Here is a 21382-nt window from a genome sequence, read left to right as displayed (position 1 = left end):
ACGGTAGGTTGTCGCTTCGTCAGGCCGGCTGCGCGGATGCACGGATGCGCGCCGGCTTCATGGTTGTGTGTTGTCTCGTGTGATCAATGCGCGAGGGCGAGCGGCTGCACGGTGCCGGCTTCGCAATCGCCCACATAAATGCCGAATGCGTCCTGCTTGCGTTCGCGCACATAGCGTTCGAGCATCGAGCGCACGGCGATGTCGCTGATTTCCTCCCAGGGAATCTGCGAGAGCGGCACGATGCGGATGCTGCTGTCGAGCCAGGGCGAGGCGTTCTGCATCACGCGGCCGCGATAATAGATATGCTCGCCAGGCCCTTTGCCGCTGAAGTCTTCGAAGACGGCGAAAAGAAAGTCGAGATGCGCGCGCAGGCCGAGCTTCGCGAGCACACCGCGCAGGCTCGCCGCGTCGCTGGCCGGTTCGAGCTTGACGCCCGTTGGCAATGCCACGCCGTTGGGCGTGTCGATGAGCACGACGCCATCGCGGTGCTCGAGAATCGCGCCCACTTTTGCGCGCACGCCGGCTGCGGCCAGCGCGTCCTGCGAGAGGCTGAAGTTCACGTACGCGCCGCGGCAGTAGCCAAGCGGCGTCGAACTCGTTTGCACGAAGTCCACCACGCGGCCGATCAGGATGATGTGGTCGCCCGCGTCCACGACTTCGTGCGTCGTGCAATCGAAGCTCGCTGCCGCGCCATCCATCACGGGTGCGCCCGTCTTGCGCGTGCTCCAGGGCACTTGCGCGAACTTGTCCGCGGCTTTCGAGGCGAACACGCCCGAAACCTGCTGCTGGTCTTCGGCGAGCACGCTCACGGCGAAGCGGTGCGTCTCTGAGAACACTGCGTAGCTCGACGCCGTCTTCGCGATGCACACCAGAATGAGCGGCGGGTCGAGCGACACCGAGGTGAACGAGTTGGCCGTGAAGCCGCGCGGCGAACCGTCGGGCTGGATCGTCGTAACGACGGTCACGCCCGTCACGAAAGCGCCAAGCGCGCGGCGGAATTCGGCGATATCGAAAGCCTGTTGCGCGGGGGCGGCGGTCATCAGCTCAGCCATTGCGTTCTCCTGTGGTAGCTGCATGCGTTGCGGATGCTTCGGTGAGGAACGCGAGCAGACTCGCGTTGACGCGTTCCGGGTCGGTGACGTTCATCATGTGGCGCGCGTTCGCAATGACTTCCGCGCGGGCGCGCGGCGCGACAGCCGCCATCGCGTGCGACATCTGTCCGCTCGAATTCGGATCGCACTCGCCGGTGAGGAAGAGCGCGGGCACGGTGAGATTCGCGAGCCGCCCCACGTGCGCGTCATCCGACGATGCGAACAGACGGTAGGTGCGCGCGTAGCCCACGGGATCGACGGCAAGCAGCAGCGCACGCACCGCCTGCGCGGCCTGGGTCAGATGCCCCGGAATCGGGTCGCCGAACCAGCGCGAGAGCGTCGCGTCCACGCCGCTCGCGGCGGGCGCGTCGCCCAGACTCGCCGCGCGCGTCATCACCGCTTCGCGCTGCGCCGGCGTGCGGTCGTACACCGCGTTCAGCGCGACCACGCTCAGCGTGCGCGGCGCATTGAGCAGCGCGAATTCGAGCGCGACGAGCGCGCCCATCGAATGCCCCACCACATGCGCTCGCTCGACCTGGATGGCGTCGAGCAGCGCTTCGAGTTGCGCGGCGTATTCGTCGAGCGTGGGCTCGGCGCTCGGCAGCGCGCTGTCGCCGTGGCCCAGCATGTCGTAGGCGACGACGCGAAACGATCCGGACAACGCATCGATCTGCGGCGCCCACACGCTCTGGTTCATGCCCACGCCATGGATCAGCACCACGGTTTCGCACGCGGCACTCGTTTGCGGTGCGTACACGCTGTAGCACGTGCCCGCGGTTTGACCGTGCTGAGCACGCGACACGGCATGTTCGGGGGCGAAATCAGGCTTCATGGAATTCAGGCTCCGTACGACGGGTCGCATTCGATGAGATTATGGTATTCCATCTTATGGCCCACAACAATGCATTGCGTATTATGGAATACCATGAGATTGCCAACGGTCAGATTGGCACGCTTTGGGCCAGCGCAACGCGCGTGAATTGAGCAGACAAAAGAAAAGGCCGCCGGTGTTTGCCGGCGGCCTTCTTCAGACGGGCGAGTCAGCGAGCGCGTCAGGCGTCGCCGAGCCCCTCGTTCTGCTGGGCCAGCGCCGAAAGCGCCAGCTCGGAGACTCGCTTGATATGCGCGAACGACGCTGCGGAGGCCGCTTCGCCGTCGCGCCGCTCGATGGCGTCGAGCAGGAGGTTCATCTCGCGGTTGGAGTCGCCGCCGCGCCCCGGCATGGCAATGGTCAGCGCGCGCAGGCGGTTGATGCGCGCGTTGAGCGTCTTCACCACCGTGAGCGACACCTGCTTGTTGGCGGCTTCGAACAGCGTTTCATAGAAGCGCTCGGTGTGCTCCACCACGCGCGGCAGGTCGCGCTCTTCGAAAGCGTCTTCGATGCTCGCGCGGATCTCGCGCAGTTGCTGCACGACTTCGGGCGTGGCGTTTTCAGCGCAGGCCCGCGCGGCGTTCGCTTCGAGCAGACCGCGCAACTCGTAGATCTCGCCCACTTGCGCGGGATCGAGCCGCGCCACGATCGGCCCTTGCCGCGCGACGATCTCGACGAGCCCTTCGGTCTCGAGATGCCGAAGCACCTCGCGCACCACCGTGCGGCTCACACCAAGCTCGTCGCACAGCGTGCGTTCGACGAGCCGCGTGCCAGGCCGGAAGTACCCCTGAACTATCGCGCCGCGCAGTTTGTCGAGCGTGAGCTCACGCAGGGTCTTGGCATTGCGGTCGATTTTGAGGTCTTGCATAGGCGACAGTCGGAGATGGACGAAGGCCCGCGCACCAGGGCGCGGGCATGGAATGCCATATTATGACGCAACTGACGTCTTGCTTACCTTCTGTCACCCACCGCAAGGGTTTGATCAGCCCTCCAGCCCCTCGACGATCGTGATCTGCGCCACGCAATGCCCATCGCGCTTTGCCTTGGCGGCCTGATATTCCGGCGAGTGGTAGCAGTCGAGCGCCGTTTGCATGTCGGGGAACCGGATCACAACGTGCCGCGCGAACGACTCGCCTTCCAGCACCTGCGAAGCGCCGCCGCGCGCGAGAAATACGGCGCCGAACTTCTTGAACGCCAGCGGTGCGATGTCCGTGTAGTCCTTGTATTTCACGGAATCCAGCACCGTGACATGGGCGATCCAGTATGCAGTCATCTCTCCTCCTTTGACTTCTCAGAATGGGGCAAAAAACCCGTCAATGCCTTGTCGGACGGGCCTCGCAGTGCCCTATCGGGTTAACACTCATGGCATGCCGTAACATGGTATACCAAAATGCCTCTCACACTCAACGTACGTAGGAAGTTGCCATGAGCCTGATTCGCAAATCCATCCTCCATGTCGAGAACGTCTTCGTAGACGGCGACAAGGCCGCCGCGAAGCCGCTGAAAATGATCGGCGCGGTCGCGGTGATCAAGAACCCGTGGGCCGGCCGCGGTTATGTGGAAGACCTTTCGCCCGAGATTCGCGCACTCGCGCCGCAACTGAGCGAGCACCTCACGAAGCTGATCATCGACGAAGCCGGCTCGGGCGAAGCGGTCGAAGCGTTCGGCAAGAGCGCCATCGTCGGTCTTTCGGGCGAACTCGAGCATGCGTCCGCGCTCATCCACACGCTGCACTTCGGCAACACCTACCGCTCGGCCGTGGGTGCGAAATCGTATCTCGCGTTCAACAACACGCGTGGCCCGGCCAATGCGCCGCTGCTCATCCCGATGATGGACAAGAACGACGAAGGCCGCCGCTCGCACTACCTCACGCTCCAGTTCTCGATTGCCGATGCGCCGGCCGCCGACGAACTCGTCATCGCCATTGGCGCCGCAACGGGCGGCCGTCCGCATCACCGTATTGGCGATCGCTACAAAGACCTCGCAGAGCTCGGAAATGACGTCAAGAACCCTGCAGCTGTCAAGTAAGCGTGTTGCGCACTATCTGGAGCAAGGCTCGGGCGAACCGCTCGTCCTGGTTCACGGCGTGGGCATGCAAGCGAGCGCGTGGTATCCGCAGATCGAAGACCTCTCGGCTGAATTCCGGGTGATCTCGGTCGATATGCCGGGCCATGGTCAAAGCGATGCGCTCGAAGCGGGCGCCGGCTTGCCGCAGTTTGTTGAGTGGGCATCGAGTTTCATCGAAGCGCTGGAGGTTGGCCCCGTCAATCTGGCGGGACACTCAATGGGTTCGCTGATCGCGGCAGGCGTCGCAGTCACGCGTCCCGATCTGGTCAAGCGTGTGGCAGTCCTGAACGGTGTGTACCGGCGCACCGGTCAGGCACGCGAAGCCGTGTTGCAGCGCGCCGCCGAATTGCGCTCGGGCACCATCGACGTGGATACGCCCTTGCGGCGCTGGTTCAACGCCGAGGAAGCCCAGCAAATCGCGGCGAAGAAGGTCGAGTCGTGGCTGAAGTCGGTGAACCTCGCGGGCTACGCCACGGCCTATACGGCGTTTGCCGGCGGCGATGAAGTCTATGCGGACGGCTGGCACACGATTCGCTGCCCTGCCCTCGTGCTCACCGGCTCCGACGATCCAAACTCGACGCCGGAGATGGCAAGGCAGATGGCGCAAGCCGCGCACAACGGCACGGCCGTGGTGATCGAAAACGAGCGCCACATGGTGAACCTGACCGCGCCTGACGAAGTCAATCGCGCGCTGCGTGCCTGGTTGCAGACGCAGCCGCAGGTCGAAACCCACGAAGTGGAAGTGTGAGATGAGCCAAATAGCGAACCAGGAAGCGAGCCAAGTTCAGGAAGCAGCGAAGATCAACACGCGCGAGTTGCGCGACGCGTTCGGCGCATTCATGACGGGCGTGACGATCGTGACCACCGCGAGCGACGACGGCAAGCCGCTCGGCTTCACCGCCAATTCGTTTTCGTCCGTTTCGCTCGACCCCGCCTTGCTGCTGGTTAGCATTGCGAAGACGTCGAGCAATTACCAGACGTTTTCCACGGCGGGGCACTTCGCCATCAACATCCTCGCGGAAGGACAAAAAGATCTGTCCAACACGTTCGCGCGGCCGAGCGACGACCGTTTCGCCAACGTGAACTGGCAATTGAGCGCCAACCGCAACCCGCTCATTAGCGACGTTAGCGCCTGGTTCGACTGCACGACGCACGCCGTGATCGACGCGGGCGACCACGCGCTCATCGTTGGCCGCGTCGAGGCGTTTCATTCCGCGGGATTTGCGGGCCTCGGCTACTACCGCGGCGGCTATTTCACGCCGGCCAAGGTGTCGGCGGAAGTCATCGCGGGCCCGAAGGTCATCGTGAGCGCGATCATCGCGCGCGAGGACAAGGTGCTCCTCGTGAAGACCGCCGACGGCAAGTGGGGCCTGCCTTCGAAGGAGATCGGCAAGGAAGGCGCCGACAAGGCGCTCGCCGAGATCTTCGCGAAGTACCAGCCCGACGCTTCGGCAAGTTTCATCTATTCGGTCTACAACAATACCGAAACCCATTACCAGTACATCTCGTTCCTGTGCAGCGCGCCGGACGAACTCGCCGCTGCGGGTCAATTCGTCAGCCTGGAAGACATCGAGGCGCAAGCGTTCCAGGACAGCGCACTCGCCAGCATGCTCCAGCGCTACCGCAAGGAAAGCGAATTGAAGAGCTACGGGATGTACTTCGGCGACCATAGCAACGGCACAGTCCGTCCGCTTCATTCCTGAAAGGTTCCATCATGCGATTTTCGCTTTTCGTTCACATGGAGCGCGTCTCCGACCAGACCAGTCAAAAGCAGTTGTATGACGAAATGGTCGAGCTGTGCCAGATCGCCGACCGCGGTGGCATGCATGCCATCTGGACCGGCGAGCACCACGCCATGGACTTCACGATCGCGCCCAATCCGTTCCTCAACATCGCGGACCTCGCCAACAAGACGAAGAACGTGAGGCTCGGCACGGGCACGGTCATTGCGCCCTTCTGGCATCCGATCAAGCTCGCCGGCGAAGCTGCGATGACCGACATCATCTCGAATGGCCGACTGGATCTGGGCATCGCACGTGGCGCGTATTCGTTCGAATACGAACGCCTGATGCCGGGCCTCGACGCCTGGGGCGCGGGCCAGCGCATGCGCGAACTCATTCCGGCCGTGAAAAAGCTCTGGGAAGGCGATTACGCGCATGAAGGCGAGTTCTGGAAATTTCCTTCGACCACGTCGTCGCCGTTGCCGCTGCAACGCCCGCATCCGCCGATCTGGGTGGCCGCACGCGACCCGAACAGCCACGAATTCGCCGTGTCCAACGGTTGCAACGTACAGGTCACGCCGCTGCATTTTGGCGACGAAGAAGTCGAGAAGCTCGTTGGCCACTTCAACGCCGCGTGCGAGAAGTTCAGCAACGTGCCGCGCCCGCAGATCATGCTGCTGCGCCACACGTATGTGGCGAGCAGCGAAGACGACGCGCAAGTCGCCGCCGACGAAGTGAATGCGTTCTACAACTACTTCGGTGCGTGGTTCAAGAACGAGCGGCCCGTGAGCCGCGGCATGATCAAGCCGCTCACGAAGGAAGAAATGGCGGCTCATCCGTTCTACACGCCTGAAGCGATGCGCAAGAACAACGTCATCGGCACGCCCGAGGAAGTGATCGGACGCCTGCGGGCCTACGAGAGACTCGGCTTCGACGAGTACTCGTTCTGGATCGACACGGGCATGAGCTTCGAGCGCAAGAAGGCGTCGCTCGAGCGCATGATCAACGACGTCATGCCTGCGTTCAGGTAAGGGGCGGATTCCATGGATTTTCATTTTCAGCTGTACATCGACGGCCAGTTCGAACCGGGCGCGGCGACGTTCGGCAGCGTGAACCCGGCCACGGGCAAAGTGTGGGCGCAAATGCCCGAAGCGCGCACGGAGCAGGTCAATCGCGCCGTCGAGGCGGCCAACCGTGCGCTGACCGATTCCGCTTGGGCCGGGCTCACCGCATCGGCGCGCGGCAAGCTGCTGCACAAACTTGCCGGGCTCGTCGAAAAGGCTGCGCCGCGACTCGCTGAAATTGAAACGAACGACACCGGCAAGATCATTCGCGAGACGTCGAGCCAGATCGCTTACGTGGCCGAGTACTACCGCTACTACGCTGGCATTGCCGACAAGATCGAAGGGAGCCACATTCCCGTCGACAAGCCGGACATGCAGGTCTGGCTGGAACGGCAGCCTGTTGGCGTGGTGGCCGCCATCGTTCCATGGAACAGCCAGTTGTTCCTTTCCGCAGTGAAGGTCGGGCCGGCGCTCGCCGCCGGTTGCACGGTCGTCCTGAAGGCTTCCGAGGAAGCGCCCGGCCCGCTGCTCGAATTCGCGAAGCTCGTGCATGAAGCGGGATTTCCGCCGGGTGTCGTCAACGTGGTCACCGGCTTCGGGCCGGAATGCGGCGCGGTGCTCAGCAGCCATCCCAAGGTCGACAAGGTGGCCTTCACGGGCGGCCCGGAAACCGCGCGGCACATCGTCAGGAACACGTCGAACAATCTCGCGAAAGTCTCGCTGGAACTGGGCGGCAAATCGCCCTTCATCGTGTTCGCCGACACCGATATCCAGAGCGCGGTGAATGCGCAAGTCGCGGCCATTTTCGCGGCAAGCGGACAAAGCTGCGTAGCGGGCTCGCGTCTTTTGATCGAGGCGTCCGTGAAGGATCAGTTTCTCGGGCTGCTCGTGGAGCGTGTTTCGCGCATTCGCGTGGGCTCGCCCAACGAGATGACGACGGAATACGGGCCGCTTTGCACCCAACGACAACTGCGCAACATCGAGAAGATCGTCGCGAGTTCCGTGAGTCAAGGCGCCAAGGTGCTGGCGGGCGGCAAGGCGCTGGAGCGCGATGGCTACTACTACGCGCCCACGATTCTGGACTGCACGGGCGTGAGCAACGCCGATAGCATCACGACCGAGCTTTTCGGGCCCGTGCTTTCGGTGGATACGTTCTCTTCCGAACAGGAAGCCATCGAGAAGGCGAACAGCACCGCTTACGGCCTCGCCGCGGGCATCTTCACCACCAACCTCACCCGCGCACATCGCGTTTCGCGCCGCGTGCGTTCGGGCATCGTCTGGATCAACACGTATCGGGCGGTTTCGCCGCTCGTGCCGTTCGGCGGCTTCGGACTTTCCGGGCACGGCCGCGAGGGCGGCATGGCCGCCGCGCTCGAATACACGACGACAAAGTCCGTGTGGCTTCGCACCTCGGACGAGCCGATCAGCGATCCGTTCGTGATGCGCTGATTCGCTGCCTGCTGTTCCGCTTCAAAGCCGCTTCAAAGCCGTTAAGGACTGAGTTGCGCCACTTTCGTGGCGTGGCTCAGCCCGTGCAATAAAGATGGAGACACTATGAAAAACCCGGTGAACGACAACAGCGTTCTGACCATTGAAAGCAACTCGATCGAGTATGTCGCTCCCGAGAATCGGCATGGCAAGCCAGTCGATTTGTTCACGTTGTGGTTCTGCACGAATGTCGCGCCGCTCGCGGTGATTTCCGGCGCGACTTCGGTCCTGGTCTTTCACCTCGACGTGATGAGCGCGATTCTCGCCATCGTCGCCGGGCAATTCTTCGGCGCCATTTTCCACGCCCTCACCTCTGCGCAAGGCCCGCTCGTCGGCGTGCCGCAGATGATTCAGAGCCGCGCGCAATTCGGCCGCTATGGCTCGCTGCTCGTGGTCAGTTTCACCACGCTGATCTATCTCGGCTTTTTCGTCTCGAACATCATTCTCGCGGGCAAGACGCTGCATACCGCCGCCCCTGCCGTGCCCGTGCCGGTGGGCACCGTGCTCGGCGCGATTCTCGCGACGCTCGTCGGCGTGATCGGCTATCACTTCATCCATCGCTTCAACAAGATTGGCGCATGGTTCATGGGCGGCGCGCTCTTGATCGGCATGGTCATGATGGCGCCGGGCCTGAACGCGCAAATCCTGCAGCAAGGCCATTTTGACGTTTCGAACTGGTTCGCGATGTTCGGGCTTTGCGCCGTCTGGCAAATCAGCTTTGCGCCCTACACGTCCGACTATTCGCGCTACCTGCCTACCTCCGCGGGTTTCGCAAAGACCTTCGCGTTCACGTATTTCGGCACGTCGCTCGGCACGATCTTCGCGTTTCTCTTTGGCGTGCTTGCGGTCAGCACCGGCCACTCCACCGATGCGATGGAAGCCATCCGCACGCAAACGGGCATGTTCGGTTATGTGCTGATCTTCCTCTTTCTGGTTAATATCATTGGCCACAACGGCATGAATCTGTATGGCGGGGTGTTGTCCTTCATTACCGCCGCGCAGACCTTCCGTCCCGACTGGGTGCCGGGCCGCACTGTGCGCGTCGTCTTTTCGACGGTTCTGCTGGTCGCGTCGACCGTCACGGCGTTGTGGGCTTCGAGCAATTTCATCGCGATCTTCCTGACTGCGATCTTCGCGATGCGCATCGTCCTCGCGCCCTGGGTGGCGATCAATCTGGTCGACTTCTATCTGATCAACAACCGGCGCTATCGTGTTTCGGAGATCGTGAGCAGCCACGGCGGCGTCTATGGGTCCTTCAATTTCAAGGCTATCGCCATTTATCTCTTCGGTATTGCGGTGCAGGTGCCGTTCATGGCGGAGAGCTTTTTCCACGGCCCCTTAGCGTCGATCATGGGTGACGCGGATGTCTCCTGGATGGTTGGTCTCGTTGCCACTGCGTTGACTTACTACGTGTTCGCGTCGAAGGATGGTTCGCGTTCCACGAGGCGGGCGCCGGCGGGGGTTGCAGCTTCGGAGTGATGTGCGCCGCAGCCGCCGCTGCATGCAAAAGCAAGTGCCGCCCCTCGCAGGGCGGCACTTGCTTACCGACAACGCCTAGCACCCCACCACCCGTGCGAGCGGCGCGATAGCCGGACGCCCCGCCTCGACCCACGCCTCGTAGTCCGCATACGACTGCGGGCTGGGCGGATAAACGCCCCACAGCGGCTCTCCCGCGGCAATCCGCATGGCCAGATAGCTTTCGATGTCGTCCTGCTTCTCGCACAGGTCCGCCAGCTCCTGGGCGAGATGCGCGGGCACGACCGTCAATCCATCTGCGTCGCCGACGATCACATCGCCCGGATACACGGCTACGCCCGCACAGCCGATCGGCACCTGCAAGTCCGCAACGTGGTGATACGAAATGCGCGTGGTCGCCGTGATTTCACGCGCGTAAGCGGGCAACGGCATTTGCGCGATTTCGCTGCCGTCGCGCAGCGCGCCGTCCGTGACGATGGCGCGCGCGCCGCGCGCCAGCAGACGCGTCACCAGAATATTGCCCGCCGATGCCGCGCGCGGATCGTCGCGGCTGTCGATCACCAGAACGTCCCCTTCGCGAATCTGCTCGACGCCCTGCCATTGCAGATTGTCGGCGTTCGGGCGCGTGGTCATCGTGCCGTAGGTGTCGATATCCTCGCGCGCAGGAATGAAGCGCATCGTGAACGCGCGGCCGGCAAAGGGCTTGACCTCGTGGTTGATGGCGCGCAGCCCAACCAGCGCCGGCTGGCGGAATCCCCGCTTGAACAGCTGTGTCGTGAGCGAACCGCTGCTGATTTTCGCGAGACGCGCGAGCGTCTCGTCGCTGACTTGAACGGCGCGCTCGACTTCGCGATCGAGGCCTTCCGCGTAGGCATGAAGTGTCATCTGGCTTCCTTGGCTGTCGTCAAAATGGCTTCAGTTCCAGCATATGGAACTGGAGAAGCGTTACCGCTCCAACGCAACCGATCCTACTGCTAAAGTCGTGGACATCGACGAGGCCCAAACGGGCCGTGCGCCGGTGAATTCCAAAAGGTGGAAATATGAGTATCGGAGACGGAACAGCGGCGCTCTCAAAGGCGCTGACGGTGCTGGAAATGGTGGGCGCGACGCCGCACGGGCTGACCAACGCGGAGCTGCTCGAACACGCGGGACTGCCGAAAACGACGCTCTATCGCATCCTGGCGACGCTGATCGAACACGGGTTGTTGCGGCGCGATCCCACGCATCGCGTCTACCGGCTCGGTTTCCGCTATCTGGAACTGGTGCGCAACTCGTATCTCATGCCCGATCTCGTCGCGGCCGCCACGCCCGAACTGCGCACGCTGCGCGACCTCACGGGCGAAACCACCTATCTCGCCGCGCTCGACGGCAGCGACGTCATCTCGCTGGAGCGCTGCGACGGTGCGCATTCTCAGCGCTCGGCCGCCGCGCTCGGGCGCAGCAAGCCGGTCTATTGCACGGGCCAGGGCAAGGCGATTCTCTCGCGCATGCCGCGCGACGAACGCGAGGCGCTGCTGCGCAACGTCACGATGACGGCGCTCACGCCGCGCACCATCACCGACCGCCGCCGGCTGCAGGTCGAACTACGGATCACGGCCACGCGCGGCTACGCCATCGATGACGAAGAGATCGTGCTGGGCGTGCGTTGTGTCGCGGCGCCCATCGTCGACAGCGAAGGCCGCGTGCGCGGTGCGCTGAGCGTGGCGGGGCCCGCTTACCGCATGTCGCTCGCGCGGCTCGAATTGCTCGGGCCGGAACTGGCGGAGGCCGCGCGGCGCGTGGGCGCGCAACTTCAGGCGGGCAATAGCAGCGCGGAAGCGGACGAAGTCTCAGCGGTGAGCACAGCGTGGGCGTTTCATGGCGCGCATCCCGTGTGGTGGGCCGCGCGCGAATCGCTCTACTGGGCCGATACGCTCGCGCCCGCGCTCCATGCGTTCTCGTCCGCGGTGGGAGATGCGCAGGACCGCATCGTCTGCCAGCTCGACGCGCCCATCAACGGCATGCAGTTGCGTCCTGAAGGACTGCTGATCGCGCAGACCGGCCGGCATCTCGTGCTCGGCCCCGACGACACGCTCACCGCCTTCGAAGGCACGAGCGTCTGGACCGACCCCGACGTCGCCCTGCTCTCGACCGATCCCGGCGGCCACACATGGGCGTGGTTCGAGCGCGGCAATCACGGCCATCTGGGCTTCATCAACGACGCGCAGCGCTTCGAAGCGATTTGGAAATTCAGCGAGCGGATCGATTCGCTCACGTGGTCCGCCGACGGCGAGCAGGCCTTCGCGGCCGCCTCGGCTTCCGGCACGCTCTACCTGTTGCGGCGAGGATCGTCCGCCGTGCGCCGCTTCGCCTCCATGCCGCCCGGCTCGGGCCGCCTCTCGGGCGTCGCGCTCGACGACCGAGGTGGGGTATGGGCCGCGTTGCGCGACGGCTGGAGCCTCATGCGCTTCACTGCCGAAGGCGCGCTCGAAGGCATCGTGAGTCTGCCCGTCGCCGCGCCCACGGGCCTCGCGTTCGTACGCGAGGCGGGCCGCCGCGCCTCGCTCTACATTACGAGCGACCGCAATCATCAGCCGATTGAATCGCTCGCGAGCGCGCCGCTTTCGGGGCACTTGCTGCGCCTGCAATTCGAGGCCTGATTTCAGGCTGAACGCGCCCACTTCGCCTTATCGACGTATCGACGCATCGACCTATGAACGAATCCGCCCGGCTCACCCTCACGAATGGCGTACTGGAAGCCGAAATCGCACCGCATCTCGGCGCGCGGCTTTGCCGCCTGCGTACACTCGACGGCACCGACCTCGTTGTACCGCTGCATGACTGGGACGCGCCCGAGCACGGCTGGCCGAAGGCGGGCGCGTATCCGCTGATCCCATACTCGAATCGTATTGCCCACGCGCGCCTCGAATTCGAAGGCGCGACACATGCGCTCGCGCCTCATCCGCTCGATTTGCCGAACACGTTGCACGGCCATGCGCAGCGCTGCGCGTGGCGCACGCACGCGCACGATTCCCAACGCGCGGAACTCGTGCTGGACGCGCAAGCGTGTGAGCACTGGCCCTGGCCGTTCGAGGCGCGCATCGCGTTCGATCTCGACATGCATGGGCTCAACGTGCACTTCGCGTTGCGCAACACAGGCACGAGTGCGATGCCCGCGGGACTCGGCTGGCACCCGTTCCTCGCCATCGACGCCGCATCGACCATTCATTTCGACGCGCGGCGGCGCTGGGAACTCGACGACACCTTCCTGCCGACGGGCCGCACCTTCGCCGTCGAAGGAGCCACTACACTTTCGCACGAAGCCTGGCAAGCACAGCCCTGCGCAATCTACGCCAGCGAATGGGCCGGCGAAGCGCGCATCGAGCGCGACGCGGGCACCGTCCGCCTCACGGCCGAAGCGCCGTTCACGCATCTCGTCGCCTATACGCCGCGCCAGGGGGCGTTCTTCTGCCTCGAACCCGTGAGCCACGTAGCGAACGGCTTCAACTTCGCGGCACGCGGCATTGAAGGCACTGGCACGCATACGCTCGCACCCGGCGCGAGTTTCTCCGCGCGCACGGTGCTCGGGTGGGAACCGAAACGCGAAGGCCGCAGAGCGCCGCTGAGGTTCCAGATGCTGGAACTCACCCGTTCATGACCATGCCGCGCCGCCCAACATGGCGCGCACTCGCTTCTACACTGACGGGCAGAGTCAATGCGTATTCCATGACGCACCAACACCGCCCGCGTGCTATGCAGCGGGCTTCACCAGGAGGCATGCCACTCATGGCCGATTTCGATCCGAACCGCTATGCGGCGCTGATTCGCCGCTACTTCGACGCCTGCAACGAAGCCGACTACGACAAGCTCGTCTCGTGCTTCACGCCCGACGCCGTGCACTACTTCCCCGCTGGCCTGCCCGACGTGCCCTGGCGTGGCGCCGACACTATCGCGCGCAAATGGCAATGGTGCGTCGAGCATCTGGGCTCGCAATGGACCATCGAAAAGATCCTCGTCTCGCACGACTCGCATGAAGCGGTGATCGAGTGGACGCACTGGAAGGCGAAGGCCGGCACCGCGCTGCGCGGCGACGAGTGGTACGTGTTCGATCCCGAGACCGTGCGCATCAAGGAGATCCGCGCGTACTACGCCTCGCCTGCCGACAAGAGCGTGGCAATCAACGAACTTGTCGATTTCGACTACGCCGTGCGCGGGTATCACCTGGAGGCGCAATCGTGAGCACAGTGATCGAAGTCGCGCCCTTTGTGCGCATCGATGATGCCGTTGCACGCGCGCGCAATGCGCAAGCGTTCTACGGTGACGCGCCGCGTGGCGTGCGCAGCGCATTGCTGCGCGGCCTCGCGGAGGCGCTGGAGCGTGACGCCGCCCAGCTCGTCGCCCTCGCCGACGAAGAAACCTCGCTCGGCGGCGCGCGTTTGAACGGCGAACTCGCGCGCACCGCGTTTCAGTTGCGCGGCTTTGCCGAGCGTGTCGAGGCGGGCCTTGCGCATCGTCAGGTCGACGATGCCGCCGTGCCCGGCGCGCCGCCCGTGGGACGCCCGCATCTCACGCGCGTCCTGGTGCCGCTCGGCCCGGTTGCGATGTTCTCGGCGAGCAATTTCCCGTTCGCGTTCTCGGTGCTCGGCGGCGATACGGCCTCGTCGCTCGCGGCCGGTTGCACCGTGATCGTGAAGCCGCATTCGGGCCATCCCGAACTCTCGCGGCGTGTGCACGCGCTCGCTGCGGGTGTGTTGCGCGACCAGGGCCTGCACGAAGGCACGATCGCTTTCGTCGATCAGGCCTCGCGCGAAGCGGCGACGCATCTCGTCGGTCATGCCGACGTCGCGGCGGTGGCGTTCACGGGCTCGTATCAAGGCGGCGTGGCGCTCTGGCGCGCGGCGAATGCGCGCCGCCGGCCGATTCCCTTTTATGGCGAACTTGGCTCGATCAATCCGCTCGTGGTGTCGCCGCAAGCGCTTGCGGAAGGCGTCGAGACGCCCGCCGCAGCGCTCGCCGCGTCGATCACGGTGGGCTGCGGGCAGTTCTGCACGAGTCCGGGGCTGATCGTCGTGCGCGACGACGAAGACGGTGAGCGCTTCGTCGCGGCACTGTCGCAGGCGTTGTCCGCGCAAACGCCGCATGCGATGCTCACGGCCGCCATGCGCCGCGGCTTCGAAAGCGCCGCCGCGCATATCGCCGCGCAATCCGGCGTGATCGTGCGTCTGGCCGCGCCGGCGCAAGACGCGGAAGCCGCAGCACCCGCACCTCGCCTCTACGAAACCGATGCTGCCTCGTTCATTGCGAACGCCGCACTGCACGAAGAGATGTTCGGCCCAGCCGCGCTCGTCGTGAAGGTGCGCGACGACGCGCAAACGCTCGACGTGCTCGCCGCAATCGAAGGGTCGCTCACGGTCACGCTTTGGGGCGCGCAAGCGGATACCGCTTCGAATCGCGCGCTTGCCGCCGCTTCGCAACGTATCGCGGGGCGCGTGCTGTTCGGCGGCGTGCCCACGGGCGTTGCCGTTTGCGACGCGCAGCAGCACGGCGGCCCCTGGCCCGCTTCCACGCAGCCGCAGACCACATCGGTTGGCTATGCCGCCATCGAGCGCTTCCTGCGCCCCGTCGCGCTGCAAGACGCGCCACAGTGGGCCATCGAAGCGAATCGCGCAGGAGCCGCCGCATGATGCAACATGTCGTGATGTTCCGCCGCCTTGCGCACGTGGCTGAAGACGCGCATCGCGAAGCGGCGCTGGTTGAGCGCATGCGCAACCTGGAGCGCGAAATCGACTTCATCCGCGACTGGCGCGTCTCGGCCAACGAACTGGCGCGCCCGATCTGCTGGGACTACCTGCTCGAGGCGAGCTTCGACGATGCGCAGGCTGTGGAGCGCTACCTCCCGCATCCCGCGCACCAGGCGCTCGTTGCGGACCTGAAGACTTACTTCGAATGGGTCGCCTGCGACTACACTCGATAGCAACGCAAAGGATTAACCGATGAAAACGATACTGGTGACGGGCGCGGCGGGCGGCGTAGCAAAGCGCGTGCGCCCCTGGCTGCGCGAGCACTACGACCTGCGCCTGCTCGATCTGCGCGCGGCGAGCGACCTCGCGCCGAACGAGACCGCGCTCGTGGGCGATATCACCGATCGCGACGCCGTGCGCCGCGCGTCCGAAGGTGTGGACGGCATCCTGCATCTGGCCTGCGCATATAGCCTCGACATCGACTTCGAGGCCACGCTCGACGCCAACTATCGCGCGCAGCTCTATCTGCTCGACGCCTGCCGCGAATACGGCATTGGCCGCTTCGTGTTCGCAAGCAGCCACCACGTGCTCGGCCAGCATCGCGTAGACGGCTTCGCAGGCGACGCAGCGAGCGTCGCGCCCGATGGCTTCTATGCCCTCAGCAAGGTGTTCGGCGAAGCGGCCTGTGCACTCTACGCGCACCGGCACGGCCTCAAGGCGCTTTCGATCCGCATCGGCAACGCCGACGAGCAGGTCGCCGACGGCCGCCGCCAGCACATCTGGGTGAGCGGGCGCGATCTCGCCCAGCTCATCCGCATCGGCTTCGAGCACGCGGATATCACACACGACGTGGTTTATGGCGTCTCGCGCTGCCCCGCGCCGTTCTTCGACAACTCGCGCGCTGTAGAGTTGGGCTACGCGCCGCAGGACTCGGCAATCGATCATCTCTCGCCTGCTTTCGTGGCGCGCGAGGCGATGCCGCCCTCGGCGGGCGCGGACTTCGTGGGCGGCCCGTATGTGCCACAGCCGCTCATCGTCAGGACACCGCAATGAAGGTCCGCTCGGTCGAGGCCCGCGTCGTCGAGATTCCGTTCGAGGATGGCCGCGAGGCATTGGGACCCGCGCCGTCCGCGTGGCGCACGCTCGAAACCGTGCTGATCCGCGTGGAGGATACCGAAGGCAACGTGGGCTGGGGCGAGGCATTCGGCTATTTCGTGGCCGACGCCGTGCGCAGCGTGGTCGAGACGCGCGTGAAGCCGCTCACCGAAGGCGCGACGCTCGACTCGATCGAGGCCTGGTCGCGCGACACGCAGCGCGCGCTGCATATTTTCGGGCGATACGGCATCACGATGTTCGCGATTTCGGGCGTGGACATGGCGCTCTGGGATCTTGCCGCGAAGCGTGCCAAGGCGCCCTTGTGGAAACTGCTGGGCGGCACTGAGGCGGTCTCGCTCACGACCTACGCGAGCCTCGTGGGCTACGGCGATGCGCGGGTCACCTCCGCGTTTTGCGAACGCGCGCTCGAGCAAGGCTATCGCGACATCAAGCTGCACGAAACCGCGATCGACGTGATCGAAGCAGCACACGCATGCGTCGCGGGGCGCGCTCCCGTTTCCGTCGATGTGAATTGCGCGTGGAGCGATGCGCTCGCCAACGCGAACATCGCACGCCTGCGCGCACTCGACGGCATTGCCTGGGTCGAGGAGCCGATCTTTCCGCCCGAAGACTTCACGCGCCTCGCGGGCCTGCGCTCGCACGGCGTGCCGGTCGCAGCGGGCGAGAACTGGTGCACCGCCATGCAGTTCAGGCAGGCCGTCGAGGTGGGCGCGGTGGACTATCTGCAACCGAGCGTGACAAAGGTCGGCGGCATCACAGAGTTCGTCGAGATCATGTCGCTTGCGCGCGAGGCGAAACTTGGCGTGATGCCGCACAGCCCCTACTTCGGGCCCGGCTTCATCGCGACGCTGCATCTCGCGACCGCGTACCGACGCGCGCACGCAGCGCTGCAAGTCGAATATCACTACGTCGAACCGGCTGCCGAATTGATCGGCCTTGCGCCGATTCGCGACGGTCACCGATTCCGCCTGAGCGATGCGCCGGGCCTGGGCCTTGCGCCCGACGAGGCAGTCGTATCGCGATTCGTGCGCGCGCGATGAGCGTGCTTGAGTACCCGTACCCTTGAACGGCGAGCGCAATGCTCGCCGTTTTTCATTGCGGCTCGCGAGAATGCGCCACACCGCGTTGGGCCAGAAATCGCGCGAGCCTGTCGTAGCACTGCGCCACTTCGTCCAGTTCGGTCGCGCGCAAGGCGGCGTGCACGAGACCATGACCGCGATACAGCTCGACGTGCCCGCCCGCCTGACGCAAACGCGCCGCGTATTCGATTCCCTGATCGCGCAATACGTCCTCCATCGCGGCCACGATGAGCGCGGGTGCGAGACGCGAGAAGTCGTCGCATTCGAGCGGCATGGCAAGCGGCGCATGGCGATCGCGCTCGTTGGGCGCATAGAGCGCGATCGATGCGGCAAGCCCGCGCGCCGTGAGCATGGGCGCGTGCGCGTGCTCGGCGACCGAGGCGAACGTCTCGTCGGCGCTGAGCACCGGATAGAGCAACGCCTGCGCAAGCGGCTGCGCTTCGCGGCGTTCGCGCAAGGCAATGCACAACGCCGCCGCGAGCGTGCCGCCTGCGCTGTCGCCCGCCACGGCACGGCGAGCGGGATCGAGCGGCAAGCCGGCCCCGGAGAGCGCGTGCCACACCGCGAGCCCATCGTCGAGCGGCGCGGGAAACGATGCCTCGGGCGCGAGGCGATAGTCGATCGCGAGCACCGCAAGGCCGGCGCGTTCGATCAGCGCGTGCGCGAACCAGTCGTGCGTCGTGTGGCTGCCCGTGCTCCAGCCGCCGCCGTGAAAGAACACGAGCACGGGCCAGCCGCGCTCGGGCGCAAGCGCCGCGGGACGATAGCAACGTGTCATCACGCCGCCAATGCGCTGGTCCGTCACCACGAGCGCGCGTTTTGCGGGCCGGGTGAAATAGGCGCATTGGCGCGCGAACGCGGCGCGGCGTGAGGGCCAGTCGTCGCTGGCGCTCTGGAAACTCGCAGCCGTTCGGATGAAGGCGCGCATGCCTTCGCTCAAGGGCGATGCTTCAGTGAGGTTCATGAACGTTGCCAGAAAGAAAAAAGCGCATGCCCCCGTCCGGAACATGCGCAAGAGGAGAACGCGGAGCGTGAGGCGCGCGTGCGCGTCAGGCCAGCGTCGGTTCCGGCAGGCGATCGCTGCTATCCACGAAGCACGCGAGAATCAGCGAGCCTACGAGGCCGACAACACCAGCAAGTACGAAGGCGCTCACGAAGCTCCCGGTGCTCTGGATCAGCACGCCGGTGATAGCCGGCCCGATAATGCCCGAGCAATTGGCGAGCGCATGCATGAAGCCGCTGGCCGTACCCACCTGATGACGCGGCACGCTGTCCTGAATCATCGCCCAGTACGCGGGTGCAGCGAGCATCAACAGTCCGATAGCAATCGTCATAACGCCCACCGCGGTCCAGACCGAGTCGACCAGGCCCGTCAGCATGATGCACGCAGCCGCGATCAACAACGAGGTCACCAGCACGACCTTGCGCGAGAACATGCGCCGGCCGGTGCGCTTGTATATCGCATCGCAGAGAAACCCGCCCGAGAGAAAGCCGATCGCGCCGGTGATCCACGGCAGCGAACTCACGAGACTCATGTCCTTGAGGCTAATGTTCTTCGCATCGACGAGATAGCTCGGGAACCACGAGATGAAGAAGAACAGGATGTAGTTGTAGCAAAAGAGAGAGATCCCCGTGACAAGCACGGCGCGCGTGGTGATCACTTCGCGGATCGAGACCTTTGCGCCCGTGCGCGGTTTCACGGCTTCCTGGCCCGCTTCGATATGCGCGAGTTCGGCCTGCTTCACGCGTGCATGCTGCGCGGGGTTTTCAGTCGAAAGACGGCGCCACGCGACGGCCCACAGGATGCCGAGCACGGCCATCACCATGAACGACGCGCGCCAGCCGAACGCGAGCGCAAGAAAGCCTACGATGGGACCCGCGAGCGCGCCGCCGATCGGGCCGCCTGCCTGGCCGATGCCCGCCGCCGTGGCGCGTTCGCCAACGGGGAACCACGTGTTCACGACCTTGTTCGCCGTGGCCGCGTTCGGCCCCTCGCCCATGCCGAAGGCGATGCGCACGAGCAGCATCGACCAGAAGCCGGACACCGCCGCCGTGAGGCCGCAAGCAATGGACCAGCCCGTCATCGACACGCTCAGCACGCGCCGCGCGCCGAAGCGGTCCGAGAAGTAGCCGCCGAGGAAATTGAACAGCGCATAGCCGATCGAAAACGCGCCGAAGATCACGCCTTTTTCGCTCGCGCTCAGATGAAAATCGCGCGTGATGAAGGGCATGGCGATCGACAGCGCCGAGCGGTCGATGTAGTTGATGACCGTGGCGAGCAGGAGCATCGCCAGAATGGTCGTACGATATTGTCCGCGAAATTTCATCGCTTCCTGTCTCCATCCGTTGTTTTGACCGACTACGTCGACTGTGTCTTGCGCGGCAGCCTCGATGTGCATCGTAGTGGCTGCCGCGAGCCAGCGGGCATGAGGCCCTTCGATCGTTCGAGGCGTTGTCCCAGACCGTGGAACTGTGGCGCTCGGGGCGCCTGGGACACGCCCGGAAACCGGGCTCAGAATTTGTGCCGCATGCCGATTACCGCGCCAATCTGCCGGTTCGTCGAAGACGCCGAGAGCGCCCACAACTGTGCGACGGCCGCTTGCCCCGTCGAGTCCTTGCCCGAAGCCTGCTGCGCCATCACCAGCGCGTAGATGTCGGTGCGCTTGGAGAGGTAGTAATCGAGCGACACATCGGCTTCGTGGTAAGTCACGCGGCCCGCGCCGCCCTCGCCCACAGGCGCGCCGTGGATGTACTGATACGACGTGCCGAACTTGAACGCCGGCGTGAACCAGTAGCCGAGCGCAAGTTCCGCCGTGTTGAACGCGGCGGTGCCGCGATAGCCGCTTGTGTCGAGCGCGGCGTGCGCGCCGAGCCCGGAGAAACGCACGTTCGTATAGGTGGCGGCGACGCTTGCCGGGCCGCTCGTGTAGCCCACCGTGGCGGCAATCGTTTCCAGCGTCTGCGCGGACGCATAGCCCGAGAAGATGCGATACGACGACATGTTGCTGCCCGTCGTGCTCGAAGCCGGGTTGTTGCCGTAGTACGAGAAGTTCGGGTCGCGCGCATTCAGGTACGCAGCGCCGAAATAGAGCGGCCCATGCGCGTAGGAAGCGCCCAGCGACCAGGCGCGATTCTGCGCGAAGTTGCCGGCCACGCCGCCCGCACTGAAGAGGCCGCCGAACTTGACGCCGCCATAGCTCACGCTTGCATACTTGACGGCGTTGTTCAGGCGGTAGTCGTTGCCGAGGTTGTCGAATTCGGCGGGATGGTTGATGAGCAAGGCGGTGCTCGCACGCGCGGGCTCCACGTAATCGACGATGGCGTCGTACTGGCGGCCGAGCGTGAGCGTGCCATACGGGCTCGCAATGCCCACCCAGGCCTGGCGCCCAAACAAGGCATTGCCCTGGCTCAGTGAGCCGTTCAGCGGCGAGAAGCCACTTTCCAGCCGGAAGATCGCCTGGTAGCCGCCGCCCAGATCCTCCACGCCCGTGAGGCCCCAGCGGTTGCCCTGGAACCAGCCCGCCGACAATGCGTACTGCTGCGAGCCGTGCACGTTGTTCACGTAGAGAAAGCCGGCGTCGAGAACGCCGTACAACGTCACGCTGCTTTGGGCATGGGCCGCCATCGGCACGGCAAATGCCAAGGCGCTGGCCGCTGCGCTCATTAGTTTGATGCGCGGTTTCTTCACG

21 protein-coding genes are annotated in these 21382 nt (G+C 64.8%); 13 read left to right on the top strand and 8 right to left on the bottom strand.

Annotated features, from left to right (window positions below):
• Positions 1–83: 83 nt before the first annotated feature.
• The 4 genes from VSR72_RS15100 to VSR72_RS15085 form a co-directional block, all read right to left on the bottom strand.
• Positions 84–1052 carry a flavin reductase family protein gene (locus tag VSR72_RS15100; protein WP_342953140.1) on the bottom strand — a complete coding sequence of 323 codons (969 nt, stop codon included), beginning with the start codon at positions 1050–1052 and terminating at the stop codon, positions 84–86.
• The gene (locus tag VSR72_RS15095) at positions 1045–1923 is read right to left on the bottom strand and encodes an alpha/beta fold hydrolase (RefSeq protein WP_342953139.1); all 879 of its coding nucleotides are present in this window, start codon (positions 1921–1923) and stop codon (positions 1045–1047) included. The genes VSR72_RS15100 and VSR72_RS15095 overlap by 8 nt, the downstream gene beginning before the upstream one ends.
• Before the next feature lie 220 nt (positions 1924–2143).
• Complete coding sequence (locus tag VSR72_RS15090) at positions 2144–2830, bottom strand: GntR family transcriptional regulator (protein ID WP_342953138.1); 687 nt, start codon at positions 2828–2830, stop codon at positions 2144–2146.
• A gap of 114 nt (positions 2831–2944) precedes the next feature.
• Positions 2945–3235: a DUF1330 domain-containing protein gene (locus VSR72_RS15085; RefSeq protein ID WP_342953137.1), complete on the bottom strand. Its 291-nt coding sequence runs from the start codon at positions 3233–3235 to the stop codon at positions 2945–2947.
• Positions 3236–3387: 152 nt separating this feature from the next.
• Between VSR72_RS15085 and VSR72_RS15080 the strand changes: the two genes are divergently transcribed.
• From VSR72_RS15080 to VSR72_RS15055, 6 genes are all read left to right on the top strand, one after another.
• Positions 3388–3990: an amino acid synthesis family protein gene (locus VSR72_RS15080; RefSeq protein WP_158761342.1), complete on the top strand. Its 603-nt coding sequence runs from the start codon at positions 3388–3390 to the stop codon at positions 3988–3990.
• Positions 3959–4777: an alpha/beta hydrolase gene (locus tag VSR72_RS15075; RefSeq protein WP_342953136.1), complete on the top strand. Its 819-nt coding sequence runs from the start codon at positions 3959–3961 to the stop codon at positions 4775–4777. Before VSR72_RS15080 ends, VSR72_RS15075 begins: the two co-directional genes overlap by 32 nt.
• Before the next feature lies 1 nt (position 4778).
• Complete coding sequence (locus VSR72_RS15070; RefSeq protein WP_342953135.1) at positions 4779–5732, top strand: flavin reductase; 954 nt, start codon at positions 4779–4781, stop codon at positions 5730–5732.
• Between the two features lie 11 nt (positions 5733–5743).
• Positions 5744–6781, top strand: a complete 1038-nt coding sequence (locus VSR72_RS15065) for an LLM class flavin-dependent oxidoreductase (RefSeq protein ID WP_342953134.1) — start codon at positions 5744–5746, stop codon at positions 6779–6781.
• Between the two features lie 12 nt (positions 6782–6793).
• Positions 6794–8263 (top strand): aldehyde dehydrogenase, encoded by a 1470-nt coding sequence (locus tag VSR72_RS15060; RefSeq protein WP_342953133.1) that lies wholly within the window; start codon positions 6794–6796, stop codon positions 8261–8263.
• 105 nt (positions 8264–8368) lie between these two features.
• Complete coding sequence (locus tag VSR72_RS15055) at positions 8369–9781, top strand: cytosine permease (RefSeq protein ID WP_342953132.1); 1413 nt, start codon at positions 8369–8371, stop codon at positions 9779–9781.
• Between the two features lie 75 nt (positions 9782–9856).
• Here VSR72_RS15055 and VSR72_RS15050 read toward each other — a convergent pair whose 3' ends face one another.
• Positions 9857–10663 carry a ribonuclease activity regulator RraA gene (locus tag VSR72_RS15050; RefSeq protein ID WP_342953131.1) on the bottom strand — a complete coding sequence of 269 codons (807 nt, stop codon included), beginning with the start codon at positions 10661–10663 and terminating at the stop codon, positions 9857–9859.
• Between the two features lie 155 nt (positions 10664–10818).
• Between VSR72_RS15050 and VSR72_RS15045 the strand changes: the two genes are divergently transcribed.
• From VSR72_RS15045 to VSR72_RS15015, 7 genes are all read left to right on the top strand, one after another.
• A complete protein-coding gene (locus tag VSR72_RS15045) occupies positions 10819–12417 on the top strand; it encodes an IclR family transcriptional regulator C-terminal domain-containing protein (protein ID WP_342953130.1) in 1599 nt (532 codons plus the stop codon).
• A gap of 53 nt (positions 12418–12470) precedes the next feature.
• Complete coding sequence (locus VSR72_RS15040) at positions 12471–13415, top strand: aldose 1-epimerase (protein ID WP_342953129.1); 945 nt, start codon at positions 12471–12473, stop codon at positions 13413–13415.
• A 128-nt stretch (positions 13416–13543) separates the two neighbouring features.
• Complete coding sequence (locus tag VSR72_RS15035) at positions 13544–13996, top strand: nuclear transport factor 2 family protein (protein WP_342953128.1); 453 nt, start codon at positions 13544–13546, stop codon at positions 13994–13996.
• A complete protein-coding gene (locus tag VSR72_RS15030) occupies positions 13993–15441 on the top strand; it encodes an aldehyde dehydrogenase (NADP(+)) (RefSeq protein ID WP_342953127.1) in 1449 nt (482 codons plus the stop codon). The genes VSR72_RS15035 and VSR72_RS15030 overlap by 4 nt, the downstream gene beginning before the upstream one ends.
• On the top strand, positions 15438–15731 hold the full coding sequence (locus VSR72_RS15025; RefSeq protein ID WP_342953126.1) for a Dabb family protein: 294 nt from the start codon (positions 15438–15440) through the stop codon (positions 15729–15731). Before VSR72_RS15030 ends, VSR72_RS15025 begins: the two co-directional genes overlap by 4 nt.
• Positions 15732–15750: 19 nt before the next feature.
• Complete coding sequence (locus tag VSR72_RS15020; RefSeq protein ID WP_342953125.1) at positions 15751–16551, top strand: NAD(P)-dependent oxidoreductase; 801 nt, start codon at positions 15751–15753, stop codon at positions 16549–16551.
• On the top strand, positions 16548–17654 hold the full coding sequence (locus tag VSR72_RS15015; protein ID WP_342953124.1) for a mandelate racemase/muconate lactonizing enzyme family protein: 1107 nt from the start codon (positions 16548–16550) through the stop codon (positions 17652–17654). The genes VSR72_RS15020 and VSR72_RS15015 overlap by 4 nt, the downstream gene beginning before the upstream one ends.
• Before the next feature lie 52 nt (positions 17655–17706).
• Here the strand turns inward: VSR72_RS15015 and VSR72_RS15010 are convergent, their stop codons facing one another.
• The 3 genes from VSR72_RS15010 to VSR72_RS15000 form a co-directional block, all read right to left on the bottom strand.
• Positions 17707–18657, bottom strand: a complete 951-nt coding sequence (locus VSR72_RS15010; RefSeq protein WP_342953123.1) for an alpha/beta hydrolase — start codon at positions 18655–18657, stop codon at positions 17707–17709.
• Positions 18658–18742: 85 nt separating this feature from the next.
• On the bottom strand, positions 18743–20020 hold the full coding sequence (locus VSR72_RS15005; protein ID WP_342953122.1) for an MFS transporter: 1278 nt from the start codon (positions 20018–20020) through the stop codon (positions 18743–18745).
• Between the two features lie 185 nt (positions 20021–20205).
• On the bottom strand, positions 20206–21381 hold the full coding sequence (locus tag VSR72_RS15000) for a porin (protein WP_342953121.1): 1176 nt from the start codon (positions 21379–21381) through the stop codon (positions 20206–20208).
• Between the last annotated feature and the right edge of the window lies 1 nt (position 21382).

The organism is Paraburkholderia sp. JHI869, assembly GCF_038900775.1.
GTDB lineage: Bacteria > Pseudomonadota > Gammaproteobacteria > Burkholderiales > Burkholderiaceae > Paraburkholderia.
This window is presented reverse-complemented; position numbering and strand designations above follow the sequence as displayed.

Excerpts from the sequence above, each read along its gene's own strand:
- VSR72_RS15100 (WP_342953140.1), bottom strand. The coding sequence starts at position 1,052 with ATGGCTGAGCTGATGACCGCCGCCCCCGCGCAACAGGCTTTCGATATC.
- VSR72_RS15095 (WP_342953139.1), bottom strand. The coding sequence starts at position 1,923 with ATGAAGCCTGATTTCGCCCCCGAACATGCCGTGTCGCGTGCTCAGCAC.
- VSR72_RS15090 (WP_342953138.1), bottom strand. The coding sequence starts at position 2,830 with ATGCAAGACCTCAAAATCGACCGCAATGCCAAGACCCTGCGTGAGCTC.
- VSR72_RS15085 (WP_342953137.1), bottom strand. The coding sequence starts at position 3,235 with ATGACTGCATACTGGATCGCCCATGTCACGGTGCTGGATTCCGTGAAA.
- VSR72_RS15080 (WP_158761342.1), top strand. The coding sequence starts at position 3,388 with ATGAGCCTGATTCGCAAATCCATCCTCCATGTCGAGAACGTCTTCGTA.
- VSR72_RS15075 (WP_342953136.1), top strand. The coding sequence starts at position 3,959 with ATGACGTCAAGAACCCTGCAGCTGTCAAGTAAGCGTGTTGCGCACTAT.
- VSR72_RS15070 (WP_342953135.1), top strand. The coding sequence starts at position 4,779 with ATGAGCCAAATAGCGAACCAGGAAGCGAGCCAAGTTCAGGAAGCAGCG.
- VSR72_RS15065 (WP_342953134.1), top strand. The coding sequence starts at position 5,744 with ATGCGATTTTCGCTTTTCGTTCACATGGAGCGCGTCTCCGACCAGACC.
- VSR72_RS15060 (WP_342953133.1), top strand. The coding sequence starts at position 6,794 with ATGGATTTTCATTTTCAGCTGTACATCGACGGCCAGTTCGAACCGGGC.
- VSR72_RS15055 (WP_342953132.1), top strand. The coding sequence starts at position 8,369 with ATGAAAAACCCGGTGAACGACAACAGCGTTCTGACCATTGAAAGCAAC.
- VSR72_RS15050 (WP_342953131.1), bottom strand. The coding sequence starts at position 10,663 with ATGACACTTCATGCCTACGCGGAAGGCCTCGATCGCGAAGTCGAGCGC.
- VSR72_RS15045 (WP_342953130.1), top strand. The coding sequence starts at position 10,819 with ATGAGTATCGGAGACGGAACAGCGGCGCTCTCAAAGGCGCTGACGGTG.
- VSR72_RS15040 (WP_342953129.1), top strand. The coding sequence starts at position 12,471 with ATGAACGAATCCGCCCGGCTCACCCTCACGAATGGCGTACTGGAAGCC.
- VSR72_RS15035 (WP_342953128.1), top strand. The coding sequence starts at position 13,544 with ATGGCCGATTTCGATCCGAACCGCTATGCGGCGCTGATTCGCCGCTAC.
- VSR72_RS15025 (WP_342953126.1), top strand. The coding sequence starts at position 15,438 with ATGATGCAACATGTCGTGATGTTCCGCCGCCTTGCGCACGTGGCTGAA.
- VSR72_RS15020 (WP_342953125.1), top strand. The coding sequence starts at position 15,751 with ATGAAAACGATACTGGTGACGGGCGCGGCGGGCGGCGTAGCAAAGCGC.
- VSR72_RS15015 (WP_342953124.1), top strand. The coding sequence starts at position 16,548 with ATGAAGGTCCGCTCGGTCGAGGCCCGCGTCGTCGAGATTCCGTTCGAG.
- VSR72_RS15010 (WP_342953123.1), bottom strand. The coding sequence starts at position 18,657 with ATGAACCTCACTGAAGCATCGCCCTTGAGCGAAGGCATGCGCGCCTTC.
- VSR72_RS15005 (WP_342953122.1), bottom strand. The coding sequence starts at position 20,020 with ATGAAATTTCGCGGACAATATCGTACGACCATTCTGGCGATGCTCCTG.